This window comes from Candidatus Frankia nodulisporulans, assembly GCF_902806475.1.
Taxonomy (GTDB): Bacteria; Actinomycetota; Actinomycetes; order Frankiales; family Frankiaceae; genus Frankia; species Frankia umida.
The window spans coordinates 14,465-28,494 of the sequence record NZ_CADCWS010000030.1 but is presented as its reverse complement, the minus strand read 5'-3'; the positions used below and the strand labels follow the sequence as shown (position 1 = coordinate 28,494).

At 69.7% G+C, this 14,030-nt stretch carries 13 protein-coding genes; 3 read left to right on the top strand and 10 right to left on the bottom strand.

Annotation, left to right across the window (positions count from 1 at the left end):
- Positions 1 to 824, top strand: an 824-nt coding sequence (locus G6R24_RS05435) for an LmeA family phospholipid-binding protein (protein ID WP_338084414.1), incomplete at its 5' end; no start/stop codon positions are given.
- Here the strand turns inward: G6R24_RS05435 and G6R24_RS05430 are convergent.
- From G6R24_RS05430 to G6R24_RS05385, 10 genes are all read right to left on the bottom strand, one after another.
- Positions 805 to 1,671, bottom strand: a complete 867-nt coding sequence (locus G6R24_RS05430; RefSeq protein ID WP_163548072.1) for an LLM class flavin-dependent oxidoreductase — start codon at positions 1,669 to 1,671, stop codon at positions 805 to 807. The genes G6R24_RS05435 and G6R24_RS05430 overlap by 20 nt on opposite strands.
- 60 nt (positions 1,672 to 1,731) lie before the next feature.
- The gene (locus tag G6R24_RS05425) at positions 1,732 to 2,481 is read right to left on the bottom strand and encodes an enoyl-CoA hydratase/isomerase family protein (RefSeq protein ID WP_163548071.1); all 750 of its coding nucleotides are present in this window, start codon (positions 2,479 to 2,481) and stop codon (positions 1,732 to 1,734) included.
- 191 nt (positions 2,482 to 2,672) lie between these two features.
- Positions 2,673 to 3,116 carry a nitroreductase family deazaflavin-dependent oxidoreductase gene (locus G6R24_RS05420; protein ID WP_163548070.1) on the bottom strand — a complete coding sequence of 148 codons (444 nt, stop codon included), beginning with the start codon at positions 3,114 to 3,116 and terminating at the stop codon, positions 2,673 to 2,675.
- Between the two features lie 36 nt (positions 3,117 to 3,152).
- Positions 3,153 to 4,391 carry a cytochrome P450 gene (locus tag G6R24_RS05415; RefSeq protein WP_163548069.1) on the bottom strand — a complete coding sequence of 413 codons (1,239 nt, stop codon included), beginning with the start codon at positions 4,389 to 4,391 and terminating at the stop codon, positions 3,153 to 3,155.
- Positions 4,392 to 4,582: 191 nt separating this feature from the next.
- Positions 4,583 to 4,840 (bottom strand): ferredoxin, encoded by a 258-nt coding sequence (locus G6R24_RS05410; RefSeq protein WP_163548068.1) that lies wholly within the window; start codon positions 4,838 to 4,840, stop codon positions 4,583 to 4,585.
- 4 nt (positions 4,841 to 4,844) lie between these two features.
- Positions 4,845 to 6,065: an amidohydrolase family protein gene (locus G6R24_RS05405; RefSeq protein ID WP_163548067.1), complete on the bottom strand. Its 1,221-nt coding sequence runs from the start codon at positions 6,063 to 6,065 to the stop codon at positions 4,845 to 4,847.
- Between the two features lie 103 nt (positions 6,066 to 6,168).
- Positions 6,169 to 7,638 carry an aldehyde dehydrogenase family protein gene (locus tag G6R24_RS05400; protein WP_163548066.1) on the bottom strand — a complete coding sequence of 490 codons (1,470 nt, stop codon included), beginning with the start codon at positions 7,636 to 7,638 and terminating at the stop codon, positions 6,169 to 6,171.
- Between the two features lie 94 nt (positions 7,639 to 7,732).
- Positions 7,733 to 8,938, bottom strand: a complete 1,206-nt coding sequence (locus G6R24_RS05395) for a thiolase family protein (protein WP_163548065.1) — start codon at positions 8,936 to 8,938, stop codon at positions 7,733 to 7,735.
- Positions 8,935 to 9,489 (bottom strand): Zn-ribbon domain-containing OB-fold protein, encoded by a 555-nt coding sequence (locus G6R24_RS05390; RefSeq protein WP_163548064.1) that lies wholly within the window; start codon positions 9,487 to 9,489, stop codon positions 8,935 to 8,937. The genes G6R24_RS05395 and G6R24_RS05390 overlap by 4 nt, the downstream gene beginning before the upstream one ends.
- Positions 9,486 to 10,694 (bottom strand): CaiB/BaiF CoA transferase family protein, encoded by a 1,209-nt coding sequence (locus G6R24_RS05385; protein ID WP_163548063.1) that lies wholly within the window; start codon positions 10,692 to 10,694, stop codon positions 9,486 to 9,488. The genes G6R24_RS05390 and G6R24_RS05385 overlap by 4 nt, the downstream gene beginning before the upstream one ends.
- A 347-nt stretch (positions 10,695 to 11,041) precedes the next feature.
- On the opposite strand from G6R24_RS05385, the gene G6R24_RS05380 reads away from it, so the two are divergent.
- On the top strand, positions 11,042 to 12,109 hold the full coding sequence (locus tag G6R24_RS05380) for a phosphotransferase (protein WP_163548062.1): 1,068 nt from the start codon (positions 11,042 to 11,044) through the stop codon (positions 12,107 to 12,109).
- A gap of 147 nt (positions 12,110 to 12,256) precedes the next feature.
- Entirely contained in the window at positions 12,257 to 13,933 is a 1,677-nt protein-coding gene (locus G6R24_RS05375) for an AMP-binding protein (protein WP_225438147.1), read from the top strand.
- Positions 13,934 to 14,030 lie beyond the last annotated feature (97 nt).

Below are 14,030 nucleotides of genomic sequence, written 5' to 3'. Positions count from 1 at the left end.
CGATCGTGTTGCCGATCGCGCTGATCCTGCAGTTCGTGGTGGTGGACCGGGTCAGTGTCCAGCTGGCCGAGCATGAGATGGCCCGGCAGATCCGCTCCGGGGTAGTGGCTGGCATGCCCTGCGGAACACGGCCACCGACGGTGCGGGACGTCAGCATCGGGGGCTTCCCGTTCCTCACCCAGGTGCTCACCGGGACCTTCAGTGATCTCGGCATGACCCTGACCGACATGCCGACACCCGGCCCGCGGATAGAGGCGATCAGCGCCCGGTTGCAGGGTGTGCACGTTCCGATCTTCAAGCTGGCCACCGGCGGGGATGGCGAGATCACGGTCGACCGGATGCGGGCGGCCGTACGGATGACCTACGCCGACCTGAACACCTACCTGGCCACCCAGACCGGCAGGATCCACATCACCGCGGTGGACGGCGGTAGTCGGCTGGAGATCTCGGCGACGGTGGAGGTCCCGCTGCTGGGAACGCAGCAGGTCGCCGGAATCGTCACCTTCGCGGTGCACAACAACCAGCTGACACTGGTCCCCAGTCAGATCTCGCTGAAGGGGATCGTGAACCTCACCATCCCGCTCGGCTTCCTCGCCGGCGCCCTGGCGGCCCTGCCCATCCCACTGGGTGATCTTCCGTTCAATCTGATCATCACCATGGCCGAGACCGACGCGACCGGACTGTCGGTCACGGCCACGGCCAGCGACGTCGCCCTGCCCTCGATGGAGCAGGCCGAACAGCAGTGCACCCAGGCCCAGGCCCAGGCACAGCGCAGAGTGGGCGGGCTGGCGCGGAGCGGGGCGGCTAGCGCAGCGCGGGGATGACGGACGCGCCGAAGGCGGCCAGGGTGGCGGGGTCGGCGAAGTCGCAGAACCAGGCGTAGACCCGTTCGACACCCCGCTCACGCAGGCCACCGAAGAAGTCGACGAGTTCGGCGGGGGAGCCGACGACCACGCCGTTGGTGCCGAACCGGCGGGTCGCGGTCGCGGTCACCCGCTCCCGGTCGGCCTCGGTGGGCACCAGGGCGACCATGTGCTGCAGGGACACCCGGGCCCTGCCGGCACGCGGGCGCATCTCGTCGAACCGGTCGAGGATGCCGACGTGGACGTTCCACCAGTCGGCGTACTCGGCCACGAGCTCCATCGTCCGCGGGCCGGCGCCGCCGACGGTGATCGGGATGTGGCCGAGCGGGGCGGGCGCCTGTCGGGCGCCGCGCAGCTGGAAGAACTCGCCGTCGTAGTCGACCGGACCGCCCATCCACAGGGCGCGCAGGATCTCAAGGGTCTCCCGGAGCCGGCGTACCCGGGCCCGTGGTTCGGTCGGCTTCACCCCGTAGGTGGTGAACTCGCCGCCGCGTGACCCCCAGCCGATGCCGAGTTCGTAGCGCCCGGCGGACAGATGGTCGAGGCTGACGGTCTCCTGGGCGAGCACGACCGGATGGCGGAACGCGTCACACAACACCAGCGAGCCGAGTGTGAGCCGGGTGGTCTGCGCGGCCAGCCAGGCGTTGGTGATGGCCGCACCGAACATCGGCTGGTCCTCGGCCAGGGGTGGGGCCAGATGGTCCATCCCGGCGATGCCGTCGAAGCCCGCGGCCTCCGCGGCCCGTGCCCGCTCGGCGAGCCGTTCCGGGGTCAACCGCATCTGCGGCAGGTACAGATGGAACTCCACAGCGATCCCTCCGTCAGTGTGCCAAGCGGGCCCGCGGGATGGGCCCCCGCGGCGGGCCGGTCAGCTCTTCGCTGCCAGACCGGCGGTGCGGGCGGCGACGGCGGCCTGGGCGGCGGTGTTCGACGTCCAGTTGTCGACGAAGGCGGCGGACGGATCCCCGAAGCGGGACACGTCCCGCGCCGCGACAAGGCGCCGCACGCGGACGTGCTCGCGTACGGCGGGCTGCGGGTTCTCCAGGATCAGGCGGGCCAGCGCCGTCGCCTCCCGCACGTGCTCACCGTCCTCGACCAGACGGGTCACGAAGCCCGCGTCCAGGCCCTCCGCGGCGGTGAACATCCGGCCGGTGAGGCACACCTCGTTGGCGAACGCCGCCTTGCCGAGTCGGGGGACGAACGAGGCCATCGGTAGACCGATCTTGATCTCGACCACCTGGAAGAGGGTGTTGCGCGCGGCGACGATCGCGTCGCAGAACAACGCGGTCCCCAGTGCATGACCCAGGCAGTAACCGTGCGTCGCGGCGATGACCGGCTTCCAGTTCACGGTGTTCAGGAAGGCCTCGCGCTCGTGCGCCCGGCCGCCGGTGCTGCCCTCCTCCATCGAGCGCTGCAGCCGGTCCTTCACGTCCCCGCCGCTGGAGAACGACCGCCCCTGGCCGAACAGGACGCCGATCTGCGCGTCATCGTCCTGGTCGAGGCGCTCCAGGGCGCTGATCAGGCCCAGGACATCCTCGTCCCGCAGGGCGTTGTGCTTTTCGGGCCGGTTGAACGAGAGGTAGGCGATTCCGTCCGTAACCTCGTAGCCCACCGTCACCGAAATAATCCTTTCGTCACTGCCGGATCCCTGCCATCGGATCTCCGCCGTTGGACAGCCGCCAAATGAAATCGACATCGATGTCGACATTGGCAAGGTAGCCGTTCCCGGACGCCCCCCGCAACGGAACCCGCCCTCGTCACGCCCAGCAGCGGCGGGCGTGACGAGGGCGGGGACGCGGACGTGACGTCCTATCCGCGGGGCGTCAGGACCACAACCGGAATCGGCCGCGTGGTGCGCGTCTGGTAGACGTGGTAGTTCGGCCACGCGGCGGAGACGATCTCCCACAGTCGCGGCTTCTCCTGCTCGGACGCGGCGCGACCGAGGACCGGGATGGTCTTGTCCAGCACCTGGACCTCGGCCTTCGGGTCGGCCTCCAGGTTCAGGAACCACAGCGGGTGCGTGGGTGCGCCGCCCTGGGAGGCCACCACCAGGAAGTCGTCGCCGTCCTTGGCGAAGATCAGCGGAGTGGTCCGGGGCTGACCCGACTTGCGGCCCGTCGTGGTGAGCAGCAGGATCGTGACGCCGTTCCAGATGTAGCCGACCTCGCCGTTCGTCTCACGGTAACGGGCGACATGCTCGGCGCCCAGCAGGGTGGCATCCGGCGCGGTGTAGCCGGGTTCTGCAGTCGTCATCTCTGCCTCTTGTCGGTGGGCGGGCTGATCGGGGACCTAGCCGAAGAGCACCGGGATCTCGGTGACCCCGCGCTCGTACATACCGATGAAGCGGGGCGCCTCGGCGTCCGGGTCAAGGCGCAGGTTCGGCAGCCGGTCGAGCAGGGCCGAGACGCCCGCGCGGATCTCGGCGCGCGCCACGTGCATACCCAGGCAGATGTGCGGGCCACCGCCGAACGCGAACGACGCCCGGGCCTGCCGGCTGATGTCGAACTCGTCCGGGTTCGTCCAGCGGGCCGGGTCGCGGTTCGCGGAGGCCACGTTCAGGTGCAGCACGGCGCCCTTGGGCAGTTCGGTGCCGAAGAACTCGACGTCCTTCGTGACGTACCGGGAGAACATCGGGTCCGTGGGCACCCAGCGCAGCGACTCCTCGATGGCCGGGCGCAGCAGCGCCCGGTCCTCGCGGACCCGCGCGAGCACCTCGGGACGCGCCAGCAGGTTCGCCAGCGTGATGCCCATCTGCTTCCAGGTCGTGCCCGACCCGGCGTGCAGCAGCAGCAGCGCGAACGCGTAGATCTCGCCGTCGGAAAGCTGGTGGGAGACGCCGTCCTCGTCCTGCATGGTCGCCTGGACCAGGATGGAGATCAGGTCGTCCTTCGGCTCCTCGCGGCGCGCGGCGACGATCGGGACCAGCCGCTGGATGACCGCCGCCGAATCCTGCAGCACGGCCCGCAGATCCAGGGCCTCCTCCGGCGGGATACCGAAGCTTCCGGTGATCGTCAGCACCGGAATCGCCGCGCAGAAGTCGACGTTCAGTTCGGCCCGGCCGTCATTGACGAAGTTGTTGATGAGCTCCTGGACCGCTTCCTGGATCCAGTTGATGAGCCACCACTGGGCCTTGGCCGGAACAAAGGACGGCTGCACCAGGCCGCGGTACCGGCGGTGCTGGGTGCCACCCATGTAAATCATGCTGTTCTCGAGCCCGGCGGTTGTCGGGTCGATGGCCGATCCCGACGAGGCGAACGTCTCGGGATCGCGGTAGGCCGCGTCGAGGGCCGCGTAGCTGAAAGCGGTGAAATGCGCGCGGTCGGGCTCGGGAAGGCCCTGGAACATCGCCTCGCCAGGGTAGCCGGTCAGCTTGTGCAGAGTGCCCTCGTGCACCGGCGCGTCTTCCCGTAGCTTCGCCCAGATCGGGTACGGGTCGGCTTCGAAGTCACCGCCCGTCCACACGTTGGCGGCGCTGCGCAGGTCGAAAAGAGCTTTGATCCGCTCGCGGTCCAGGATCGCCGTGGTCATGTCAGCTGCTCACCTCCGGCGACAGCCACTCACGTAACTTCGCCGTTCGCCTCGTATGTGTGATCAGGGTCGTTGTCTCGGTTGCCGGGGTCATCTCGTCACCTGCCGCGTCGACGCTGCCTGGACCGGGACATCGCCGCTGGCGGGCACGACCGTCGGTTCGTCGGCCGTGCCCGCCAGCGGCATCCGGGTCATCCCGCGGTGGAGCCGTGACCTGCCGTGCTCGGCACGTCACCAGTAGCGCCGCCCGTGTCGTCGCCGGGAGCCCAGCTCAGCGCGCCGACCGGACAGGCGTCGACCGCGGTGTCGATCTCCTCGGCCGAGTCGCCCGCCGGATCGACGATGACGGCCTTGCTCTGCTCGTCATGCGCGAACGTGTTCGGCGCGTAGACGAGACACATGCCACTGCCGAGACACAGCTCTCGGTCGATGACAACGTGGCCCGCCATCGGCTCAGACTCCGCTCGTGACAGTGGCGGCGACGGGCGGCTCGGCCGGGGTGAACCGGTAGAGCCGCTCGGCGTTGCCACGCAGGATCTTGTACTGGAGGGCATCCGGCAGGTGCTGGATCCGGCTCTGCACGACCTTGATGCTGTCCGGCCAGGTCGTGTCCGAGTGCGGGTAGTCCGTCTCGCACATGAGGTTGTCCTCGGGGATCTCCCCGATGCTCGCGATGCCGTGCGCGTCGTCGATGAAGCAGCCGTACACGTGGTTCGCGAACGTCTCCCGGACGTTGAACGTGTCCAGGTCGAGGTCACCGGCGCCGGCGTGGGTGTCGAAGCGCCCGCCGCGCTTGACCCAGTGACGCTGCTTGTCGACGACCTGCTCGGCGCGCTCGAGGAAGTACGGGATCCAGCCGACTTCACCCTCGGACAGGGCGATCTTCAGCTTCGGGAACCGCTGGAACAGGCCGCTGAACAGCCAGGCCAGCATCGTGCCGGAGGTCCGCGAGGCACCCCAGGTCAGGTTCGCCATGAACGGCGCGTCCTTGGCGATCGCCGGCAGCTGCGAGGACGAGCCGACGTGCATCGAGACGACCATCTCGAGCTCGTTGGCCGCGGCCATCACCGGGTCCCAGTAGTGGTTCACGTCGTGGATCGTCGGCAGGCCGAGCGGCTCGGTGTTCTCCGAGAAGGCGAAGGTGGTCGCACCCTTGGCGGCGCAGCGCTCCATCTCCTTGGCGGCCAGGGGCGGGTCCCACATCGGGATGAGGATCAGCGGGATGTAGCGGCCGGGCGCCGCGGCGCACCACTCGTCGATCATCCAGTCGTTGTAGTGCTGCAGGCACTCGAACCCGAAGGTACGGTCGCTGGCCTCCATGAACAGCTGCCCGCAGAACCGGGTGATGGTCGGGAAGCACAGCGAGGCCAGCACGCCCGCGCGGTCCATGTCCTCGAGCCGGGCCTTGGCGTCGTAACAGCCGGGCCGCATCTCGCTGTAGGGCAGCGGCTCGGGGCTGAACTCCTCCTTCGACTTGCCGACGACCGCCGACAGGCCGGAGCTGGGGAACTTCTTGCCGTCATAGACCCAGTAGTCCATGCCGGAGTCGTCGATCTCCATGTGCGGCGCCCGGTCGCGGTCCTTGGCCGCGACCCGGTCGGTCCACACCGTCGGCGGCTCCAGGACGTGGTCGTCGACGGAGATCAGCCAGTCCAGGTTGAGTTCTGATGCCATTTCCTTGTTCCCTTCCTTGTTTTCTCGGCCGTCGCCCGGCCGGAGTGTGGCCTCTGGCCGGGCCGGCCAGAGCGTTCCCCGGGTGGTCGCCGGCCGAAGCTGGTCAGCCCAGTGAGCCGACGGTGAGGTTCTTGATCTCCTGGAACGCGCGGATGCCGTCCGGCCCGCGTTCCCGGCCAAGACCGCTCTGCTTGTACCCACCGCTGGGGGCGTACGCGTTCAGCCCCCCATTGGCGTTGACATTGACGGCGCCCGCGCGGATGCGGCGGGCCACCGCGGTGGCTGCGGCGACGTCGGCGCCGTAGACCTGGCCGGACAGCCCGTAGATGCTGTCGTTGGCCATCCGGACCGCCTCGTCGACATCGGTGTAGCCGATGATGCCGAGTACCGGGCCGAAGATCTCCTCCTGCGCGGCCGGGTTGGTGTTGTCCGGCAGGTCCAGCACGGTCGGCTCGAAGTAGTAGCCACGCTCCAGGCCCTCGGGACGACGTCCACCGGTGGCGACGGTGGCGCCGTGCTCCTGGGCGAGGGCGACGAACCGCTCGCACCGCTCGCGCTGCCCAGCACTGATCACCGGGCCGATCATCGTGCCGGCCACCGCCGGGTCGCCGACCTTGAGGTACTGGTAGGTCGCGCTGACCGCGGCGACGACCTCGGCCTTGCGGTCGGCCGGGACGAACATCCGGGTCGCGGCCACACAGGCCTGCCCGGCGGTCGCCGCGACCACGGCCGCGCCACCGCGGGCGGCGGCGTCCACCGCGTCCGGTAGATAGATCTGCGCGGACTTGCCGCCGAGTTCGAGCGCCACATGCTTCACCGTGGACGCGGCCTGAGCGAGGATCGCCTTGCCGATCGCCGTCGAGCCGGTGAACGACACCAGATCCACCGCCGGGTGGGTGGTCATGAGTTCCGCGCCGGCCGCACCCGACTCGATCAGCACGCTGAGCACACCCGGGGGCAGCCCGGCCGCCTCGGCCGCCGCGCCGAAGACCAGCGAGGAGATCGGGGTGAGCGGGCTCGGCCGCAGCACCACCGAGTTACCGGCCGCCAGCGCCGGGATGATCTTCTGGATGCCCATGATGATCGCCGCGTTGTACGGGGTGATCGCGGACACCACGCCGACCGGCTCGTAGCGGCGCACGCTCAGTTTCGCCCCGCCGGCGACCAGCTGGTTGACCGGAACCGGGTTGAAGTCCTCCTCCGGCAGCGACAGGTACAGCTCGAGCGTCTCGCGTCCCAGAGCGACACTGCCGTCGACCTGGACTCCTTCGACGAAGAACCGCGGTAGACCCGCCTCGGCGATGATCGTGTCGGCCAGCTCCGCGCGGGTCGCCACGATCGCGTCGAGGAACACGTTGAGGATCCTGGCCCGCTCCCGGGGCGCCAGATCCGCCCACACACCGGAGTCGAAGCTCTGGCGTGCCGCGACGATCGCCCGCTCGAACTCGGCGGCCGGCGCGCTCACCACATCGGTGACCCGCGACTCGTCGGCCGGGTTCTCCACGGCGAAGGCATCGCCACTGTCGATCCACTTCCCGGCGACGTACGACGACGTCTGAGGTATCAGTGCCACCGGCCTCTCCCTTTCCTTCGCTGGATGACGATCGCGGCGTCCCCGCCGTGAACCGTGCCTGCTGGACGACCCTGGTGGGGTCGGTCGGGCGGGGTCAGAAGGGATCGACGCTGTAGACGACCGCCCCGCCGTAGTGCGGCGAGGACTGGCAGGCCACGGCCAGCGTGGCCTTGGCCCGCTGCCGGTCGCCGGCTCGGCCGGCCAGCTGCAGGTAGCACTCGAGCATCTGTGGGATGCCGTGCATCCGGCCGTTACCGAGCGCGCCGCCACCGGACAGGATCGGCAGGGCGTCGGGCCGGTCGCTGTCGATCCGTCCGTCCTGGACGAACCGGTGCGCCTCCCCGACCGGGCACAGGCCGAGCGACTCGAGCCAGAACCAGACGAACGGCGAGAACCCGTCGTACATCTGGGGCAGGTCGACCTCGCCCGGCTTCACCCCGGCGCTCTCCCACAGCCGTCGGGCCGTGTCGAGACCGGCGGTCATGATGTCGTCGAGCGGCCAGTGCAACGGCAGCCGGTTGTTGGTCTTCGGTACGGCGTGGGCATAGCCGGAGACGTACACCGGCCGGTTCGGCCCGTCCACCGCGCGATCCGCCGAGGTCAGGACGAACGCCGCCACCCCGTCGACCGGGATGTCGCAGTCGTAGCGGCAGATCGGGTCGGTGAGGGTGGGCGCGGCGAGGTACTGCTCGGCCGTCAGCGGCTTGCCGTACCAGTAGGACCAGGGGATCCGCGCGCCGTTCTTGCGCGCCTCCACCAGGACCGCGGCCATCGCCTCGCGGGTCGCGCCGTAGCGCTGGAGGTACTCGTTGTACGGCAGAGCGATCATCGCCAGCGGACCGAAGTAGCCGGTCGGCGCGGTCCACTGGGCCGGGCCGCCGAAGGCGTCGGTCGAGCTGGCGTGGTAACTGCCCCTGGGGTTGTGCAGTGACCGGTAGAGCACCACGTAGTCGGCGGCCCCGCTGACGATCGCGTTGACCGCCAGCGCCACCGAGCCGGACACCTGCCCGACACCCTGGAAACCGGCCACATAGCGGGGCGAGGCGCCCAGGCGTTCGGCCAGCCAGTTGGTGGTCACGGTGTGCACGCCGTCCTCGACGGTGTGCGAGCCGGCGGACGGGAACAGGGTGGCGGCGACGATCCCGTCGACCTGCGCCGGGGTGAGCCCCGCGTCGGCGATCGCCTCCCGGACGATGTCGACGGTCAGCGCGCCCAGCGGGCGCGGGTTGTGCCGTTGTACGACGCTGTGTGCGTAGCCGACGACGGCGACCTTGTTACTGGAGGTCAGTCTGCCGCTCATGCACCCTCCCGCGGGTCCGAGCCGCCCGTGCTGTCCGAGCCGCCCGTGCTGTCCGAGCCGCCCGTGCTGTCCGAGCCGCCCGTGCTGTCCGGGTCGCCCGCGAGGACGAAGGCGGGGACCGAGACGCCGTCCGCGAGGTCCTCGAAGGCCACGCGGACAGGGGTTCCCAGCCGCACGGGGCTGTCCGGGCCGTCGAGTAACCGCCCGATCATCCGTAGCTCCTGCTGCTCGTCCAGCTCGACGTCGACGAGCAGATATGGCAGTTCGGCGTTGAAGCCCGGCAGGAACGACTGCCGGACGACCGTCCAGGACCGGATTCGGCCCCGGCCGCTCACCGGCTCGAACACGAACTCCGGATCGGTGGCGTCGCAGTGCGGGCACACCTGGTCCGGCGGGATCGCGAGTGACCGGCACCGGGCGCAGCGGGCCGCCGTGAGCACATGGCTGGCCGCCGCCGCCCAGAACGGGGCGGACCGCTCGTCCGGCACCGGTACCGGCCGCGGGAACTCCGCGGCGGGCGTGCCGGCACCGGCGGTACCCGCCGCGGTCACGGCAGTGCCCCCGCGTCCTTGAGGTCGGAGATGTCCTCCCAGCTGTAGCCGAGCTCGAGCAGCACCGACTCGGTGTGCTCGCCGTGCTCCGGCGCGCGGTGCAGCTCGGGTGGCAGCTCGTCGAACTGCACCGGGACGGTCGGCAGGGTGTACTTCAACCCGTCCTCGTCGACCTCGCCGATGTAGTCGTTGGCGAGCACCTGCGGGTCGGTCAGCAGCTCCTCGACGGCCTGGACCGGCGCCCACGGGGCGTCGATCCCCGCGAGCAGCTCCTTCCACTCGGCGTAGGTGCGCTTGGCGAACTCCTCGTCCAGCACCGCGATGCACTCCGTGCGGTTCTTCCCGCGGGCGGCGAGATCGAAGAACCGTGGGTCCTCGATCAGGTCCGGCCGGTCGATCAGGCGGCAGAAGTCCGGCCAGTAGCGGTCAGGCTGCAGGAACACCAGCTGGATGTGCCGGCCGTCGCTGGTGCGGTAGCTGCTGACCAGCGGGTTGGGCATCTGCTCGCGGCTGGACATCGCTCGCGGCTGCTGACCCTGCATCGCCGAGAGCAGGTCCGAGGACAGGGTCCACATCGCCATGCCGAGCAGGGAGACGTCGACGACCGAGCCCTTGCCGGTGCGCTCGCGGCGCAGTAGCGCCGCGGCCATCCCGAACGCCAGCGCCATCGCCCCGTTGCGGTCACCCATCGCGCCGCGTTGGCCGATCGGCTGGTCGCGGTCGGCGGGGGTCAGGACGTGGGCGAGCCCGCCCCGGGCGAAGAACGCCGAGGAGTCGTAGCCGGGCAGACCGGCATCGGGCCCGCGGGAGCCGTAGCCGTTGCCGCGGGCGTAGACCAGCCGGGGGAAGCGCTCGGTGAGGCTCTCGGCATCCAGACCGAGCCGCTTGAGCGCTCCGGGACGGAAGTTGGTCAGGAACACGTCGGCGGTCTCGAGGAGCCGCTCGAGGATGGCGCGGCCCCGCTCGTTGCGCAGGTCGAGGGCGACGGAGCGCTTGCCCCGGTTGGCCAGCGCCAGCGACATGTTCACCCCGCCGGCGTCCGTGCCGATGCCCTGCGTGGCGAGCGCCCGGTACGGGTCGCCCTCGGGGCGCTCGACCCGGATGACGTCCGCACCCCAGTCCGCCAACAGCGCGCCGGCCACGGGAACGAAGACCCACTGCGCCAGCTCGACGACGCGTAAGCCCTCGAATGCACCCTGGTCCACGGTGACCTCTCCTCCGGCGACAGTAAGATCAACTAGCTGTCAACTTGTCGGTAGATGCTAGTATTTCAACAGGCTTGCGGAAATCGTAGCAACAAGCTGCCGCCGATGCTAGTGGAACAGTCGCAATAATGTGAGCCGCAGCACCGATTGATCGCCGAGTTGCTGCGCGTGTCTGATTGACACCTCTCTGAATTCCTGCTAGCTATCGATCATGATGCGTCTGCGTGCCGACGCGTGGGGATCGTCGTCGACCTGCGGCTCGGGTCATGTCGAACGCTGGCGGGGTCGCCGAAAAGACGCTAACATTCCATCAATATCGCTATAATGCTAGCAATGCGAGGTGGCGTATGGCTTTATCCCACGACCGTGCCGTACCGATTCCCACCGATCTGGCGCGGTTACAGTCGCCGGAGTGGCTGAACCTCGCCCTCGCCGAACGCTTCCCGGGCGTCCGGATCACCAGGGTCACGCCCGGGCCGATCGTCAGCCGGGTCTCCACCAACGCCCGCTTCGAGATCGAGGCCGAGGATGGGTTGCCCGAGGGCCTGTCCGCCCATCTCTGCGGCAAGGGCTACTTCACCGAGGCCGGTGCCGGCGCACGGTCAACCGGAGCCTTCGAGGTCTACTTCTACCGGGATCTGGCCGCCACCACCGGTGTGCGCACCCTGAACAGCCTGTACGCGGACCTCGACCCGCGGACCCAGGCCAACGTGATCATCACCGAGGATGTCGTCGCCCAGGGCGCCCGTTTTCTCGAGCCCACCAGTGAGTACGGCCCGGCGCAGGTCGCCGAGAGCCTCGCTCAGCTTGCCCGGCTGCACGCCGCCACCTGGCTGAGCCCGAAACTCGCCGACGTGCCCTGGCTGACGCCGCGGCTGCACACCATCGCCGACGTCCGGGGCGTGGAGGTGATCCGCACGGTCAACTTCGAGACCGAGATCGGCGCGGGTGTCCCTGCCGAGGTCCGCGATGCCGAGCGGCTGGCCGTGGCCTACCGGGCCCTGGTCGAGCGCAGCAGCAGAGCCACTCCCTGGTCGGTGATCCACGGTGACGCGCACGTCGGCAACCTCTACCTCCAGGCGGACGGCCAGCCTGCGCTGCTGGACTGGCAGCTCACCCAGCGTGGCCCCTGGTACCTCGATGTCGGCTACCACATCGCCTCGACGCTGACCGTCGAGGACCGCCGGACCCACGAGCGGGACCTGCTGCGCCACTACCTCGAGCACCTGCGCGCCGGCGGGGTCGAGCCGCCTGGCCAGGACGACGCGTGGCGTTCGCTGCGCGGCGGCATCCTGCACGGCTTCTACCTGTGGGGGATCACCCAGATCGTGGTGCCGAAGGTCCGGTCCGAACTGCTGCGCCGTCTGGGCACGGCCGCGGCGGACCACGACGCTCTCATCATCGCCGATCACTGAACCTTCGCCGGCACTGAACCTTCGCCGGTCATGAACCCCGCCGGTCACCGAACCAGACGCCATCGGTTCGGCCCGGCGGGTCCCTGCCCGTGGTCTGTTCCGGCCCGCGCTCACCCATCCGCACACCGCGTCAACGAGGAAGCTGTCGTGTCAGAAAAGTCTGCCGGGTCGGACAAGTCTGCCGGGTCGAACCAGCAATGGGTCACGCGTGAGGTTCCGGCGCACCTGGCGCAGCGATACCGGGCGGACGGCCTGTGGGGCGACGTCCCGATGGGCGTACGGATCGAAAGCGCGCTGCGTGAACACGGTGATCAGATTCTGCGGGTCCACTCCCAGGAACGGCCCTGGGAGGGCACCTTCGGCGAGCTGCGGGAGCGGGCCCTGGCGGTGGCCGGTGGTCTGCGGGCCCGCGGGGTGGCGGCGGGAGACGCGGTCGCCTTCCAGCTGCCGAACTGGGCCGAGGCCGCGGTCGCGTTCTACGCGACCTCCTTCCTCGGCGCCGCGGTCGTCCCGATCGTGCACTTCTACGGGGCGAAGGAGGTCGCGTACATCCTGCGCCGGACCAGGGTCACCGCGTTCGTCTCGGCGGCGCGGTTCGGCCGGCGCGACTACCTGGCCGACCTCGCCGAGGCCGTCACGGACCTGCCGTCGCTGCGGGTCCTGGCCGTGGTCGGCGCGGAGGGTGCGGAACTGCCGGCCGGCGCGGTGCGGTTCACCGAGCTCGAGGCGTCCGTACCGCTGGCCGAGATCGCCCGGCCCGACCCGGACTCCCCGGCCGTCATCGCCTACACCTCGGGTACGACCTCGCAGCCCAAGGGCGTCATCCACTCGCACAACACCATCTGTGCCGAAGCGGACCAGCTGCGGGCCATGAACTCCGGCGGCGGCGTGGACCATCTCACCGGCACACCCGTCGGCCACTTCATGGGCATGCTGGGTGCCCTGCAGATGCCGGTGCTGGGTGGTTCCCAGGTCAACATGATCGATGTCTGGGACCCGAAGCGGGTGCTGGAGATCGTGCTGCGCTACGGGCTGGCCACCGGCGCCGGGTCGACCTACTTCCTCGCCAGCCTGCTCGATCATCCCGACCTCACCCCCGAGCACATGCGCTACCTCGCCTACGTGGGCCTGGGCGGTGCGGCGGTGCCCGAGGCGTTCGCCGACCGGGCGACCGCGGCCGGCACGTCGGTGGTCCGCATGTACGGCTCGACCGAGCATCCGTCGATCACCGGTACCCGGCACGAGGACGACCGGCACGACCGGCTCTACACCGACGGCCGACCGCTGGCCGGCGTGGAGATCAGGCTGCTGGACGACGAGGGCCGGCCGGTCGAGGTCGGGGTGCCGGGAGAGATCTGGTCGCGCGGCCCCGACCTGTGTCTCGGCTACACCGACGCCAGTCTCAACGCGACGGTGTTCGACGACGAGGGCTGGTACCGCACCGAGGACGTCGGCGTCCTGGACGACCGGGGCTGCCTGACCATCACGGACCGCAAGAAGGACATCATCATCCGGGGCGGCGAGAACATCAGCGCGGCCGAGGTCGAGGAGCTCATCCTCAAGGTGGTTCCGGAGGTGCTCGAGGTCGCGGTGGTCGCCGTGCCCGACGAGCGGTTCGGGGAAAAGGTCTGCGCGGTGTTGCGGCTGGCCGTGAACGCGACCGCGCCGACGCCGGAGGTGCTGCGGGAGCGCCTCATCAAGGGGGGTCTCGGCCGGCAGAAGACACCCGAGTACGTCCAGGCCGTCCCGGACTTCCCCCGGACCTCCACCGGAAAAATCATCAAGGCCGCACTTCGGCGCGAGGCCGCAACCCGCCTGGCCTGACCGGCTGGTCATGAGCCGGACCGAGAGCCGGGCGGACGGCTACCCATAGGCAGGATGCTAGTATATGGGCGACCTGTCTGAAATACTAGCGAAGCTT

Coding starts and splice junctions, on each gene's coding strand:
- G6R24_RS05420 (WP_163548070.1), bottom strand. CDS start 3,116: ATGACGACTGCAGAACCCGGCTACACCGCGCCGGATGCCACCCTGCTG.
- G6R24_RS05415 (WP_163548069.1), bottom strand. CDS start 4,391: ATGACCACGGCGATCCTGGACCGCGAGCGGATCAAAGCTCTTTTCGAC.
- G6R24_RS05410 (WP_163548068.1), bottom strand. CDS start 4,840: ATGGCGGGCCACGTTGTCATCGACCGAGAGCTGTGTCTCGGCAGTGGC.
- G6R24_RS05405 (WP_163548067.1), bottom strand. CDS start 6,065: ATGGCATCAGAACTCAACCTGGACTGGCTGATCTCCGTCGACGACCAC.
- G6R24_RS05395 (WP_163548065.1), bottom strand. CDS start 8,938: ATGAGCGGCAGACTGACCTCCAGTAACAAGGTCGCCGTCGTCGGCTAC.
- G6R24_RS05380 (WP_163548062.1), top strand. CDS start 11,042: ATGGCTTTATCCCACGACCGTGCCGTACCGATTCCCACCGATCTGGCG.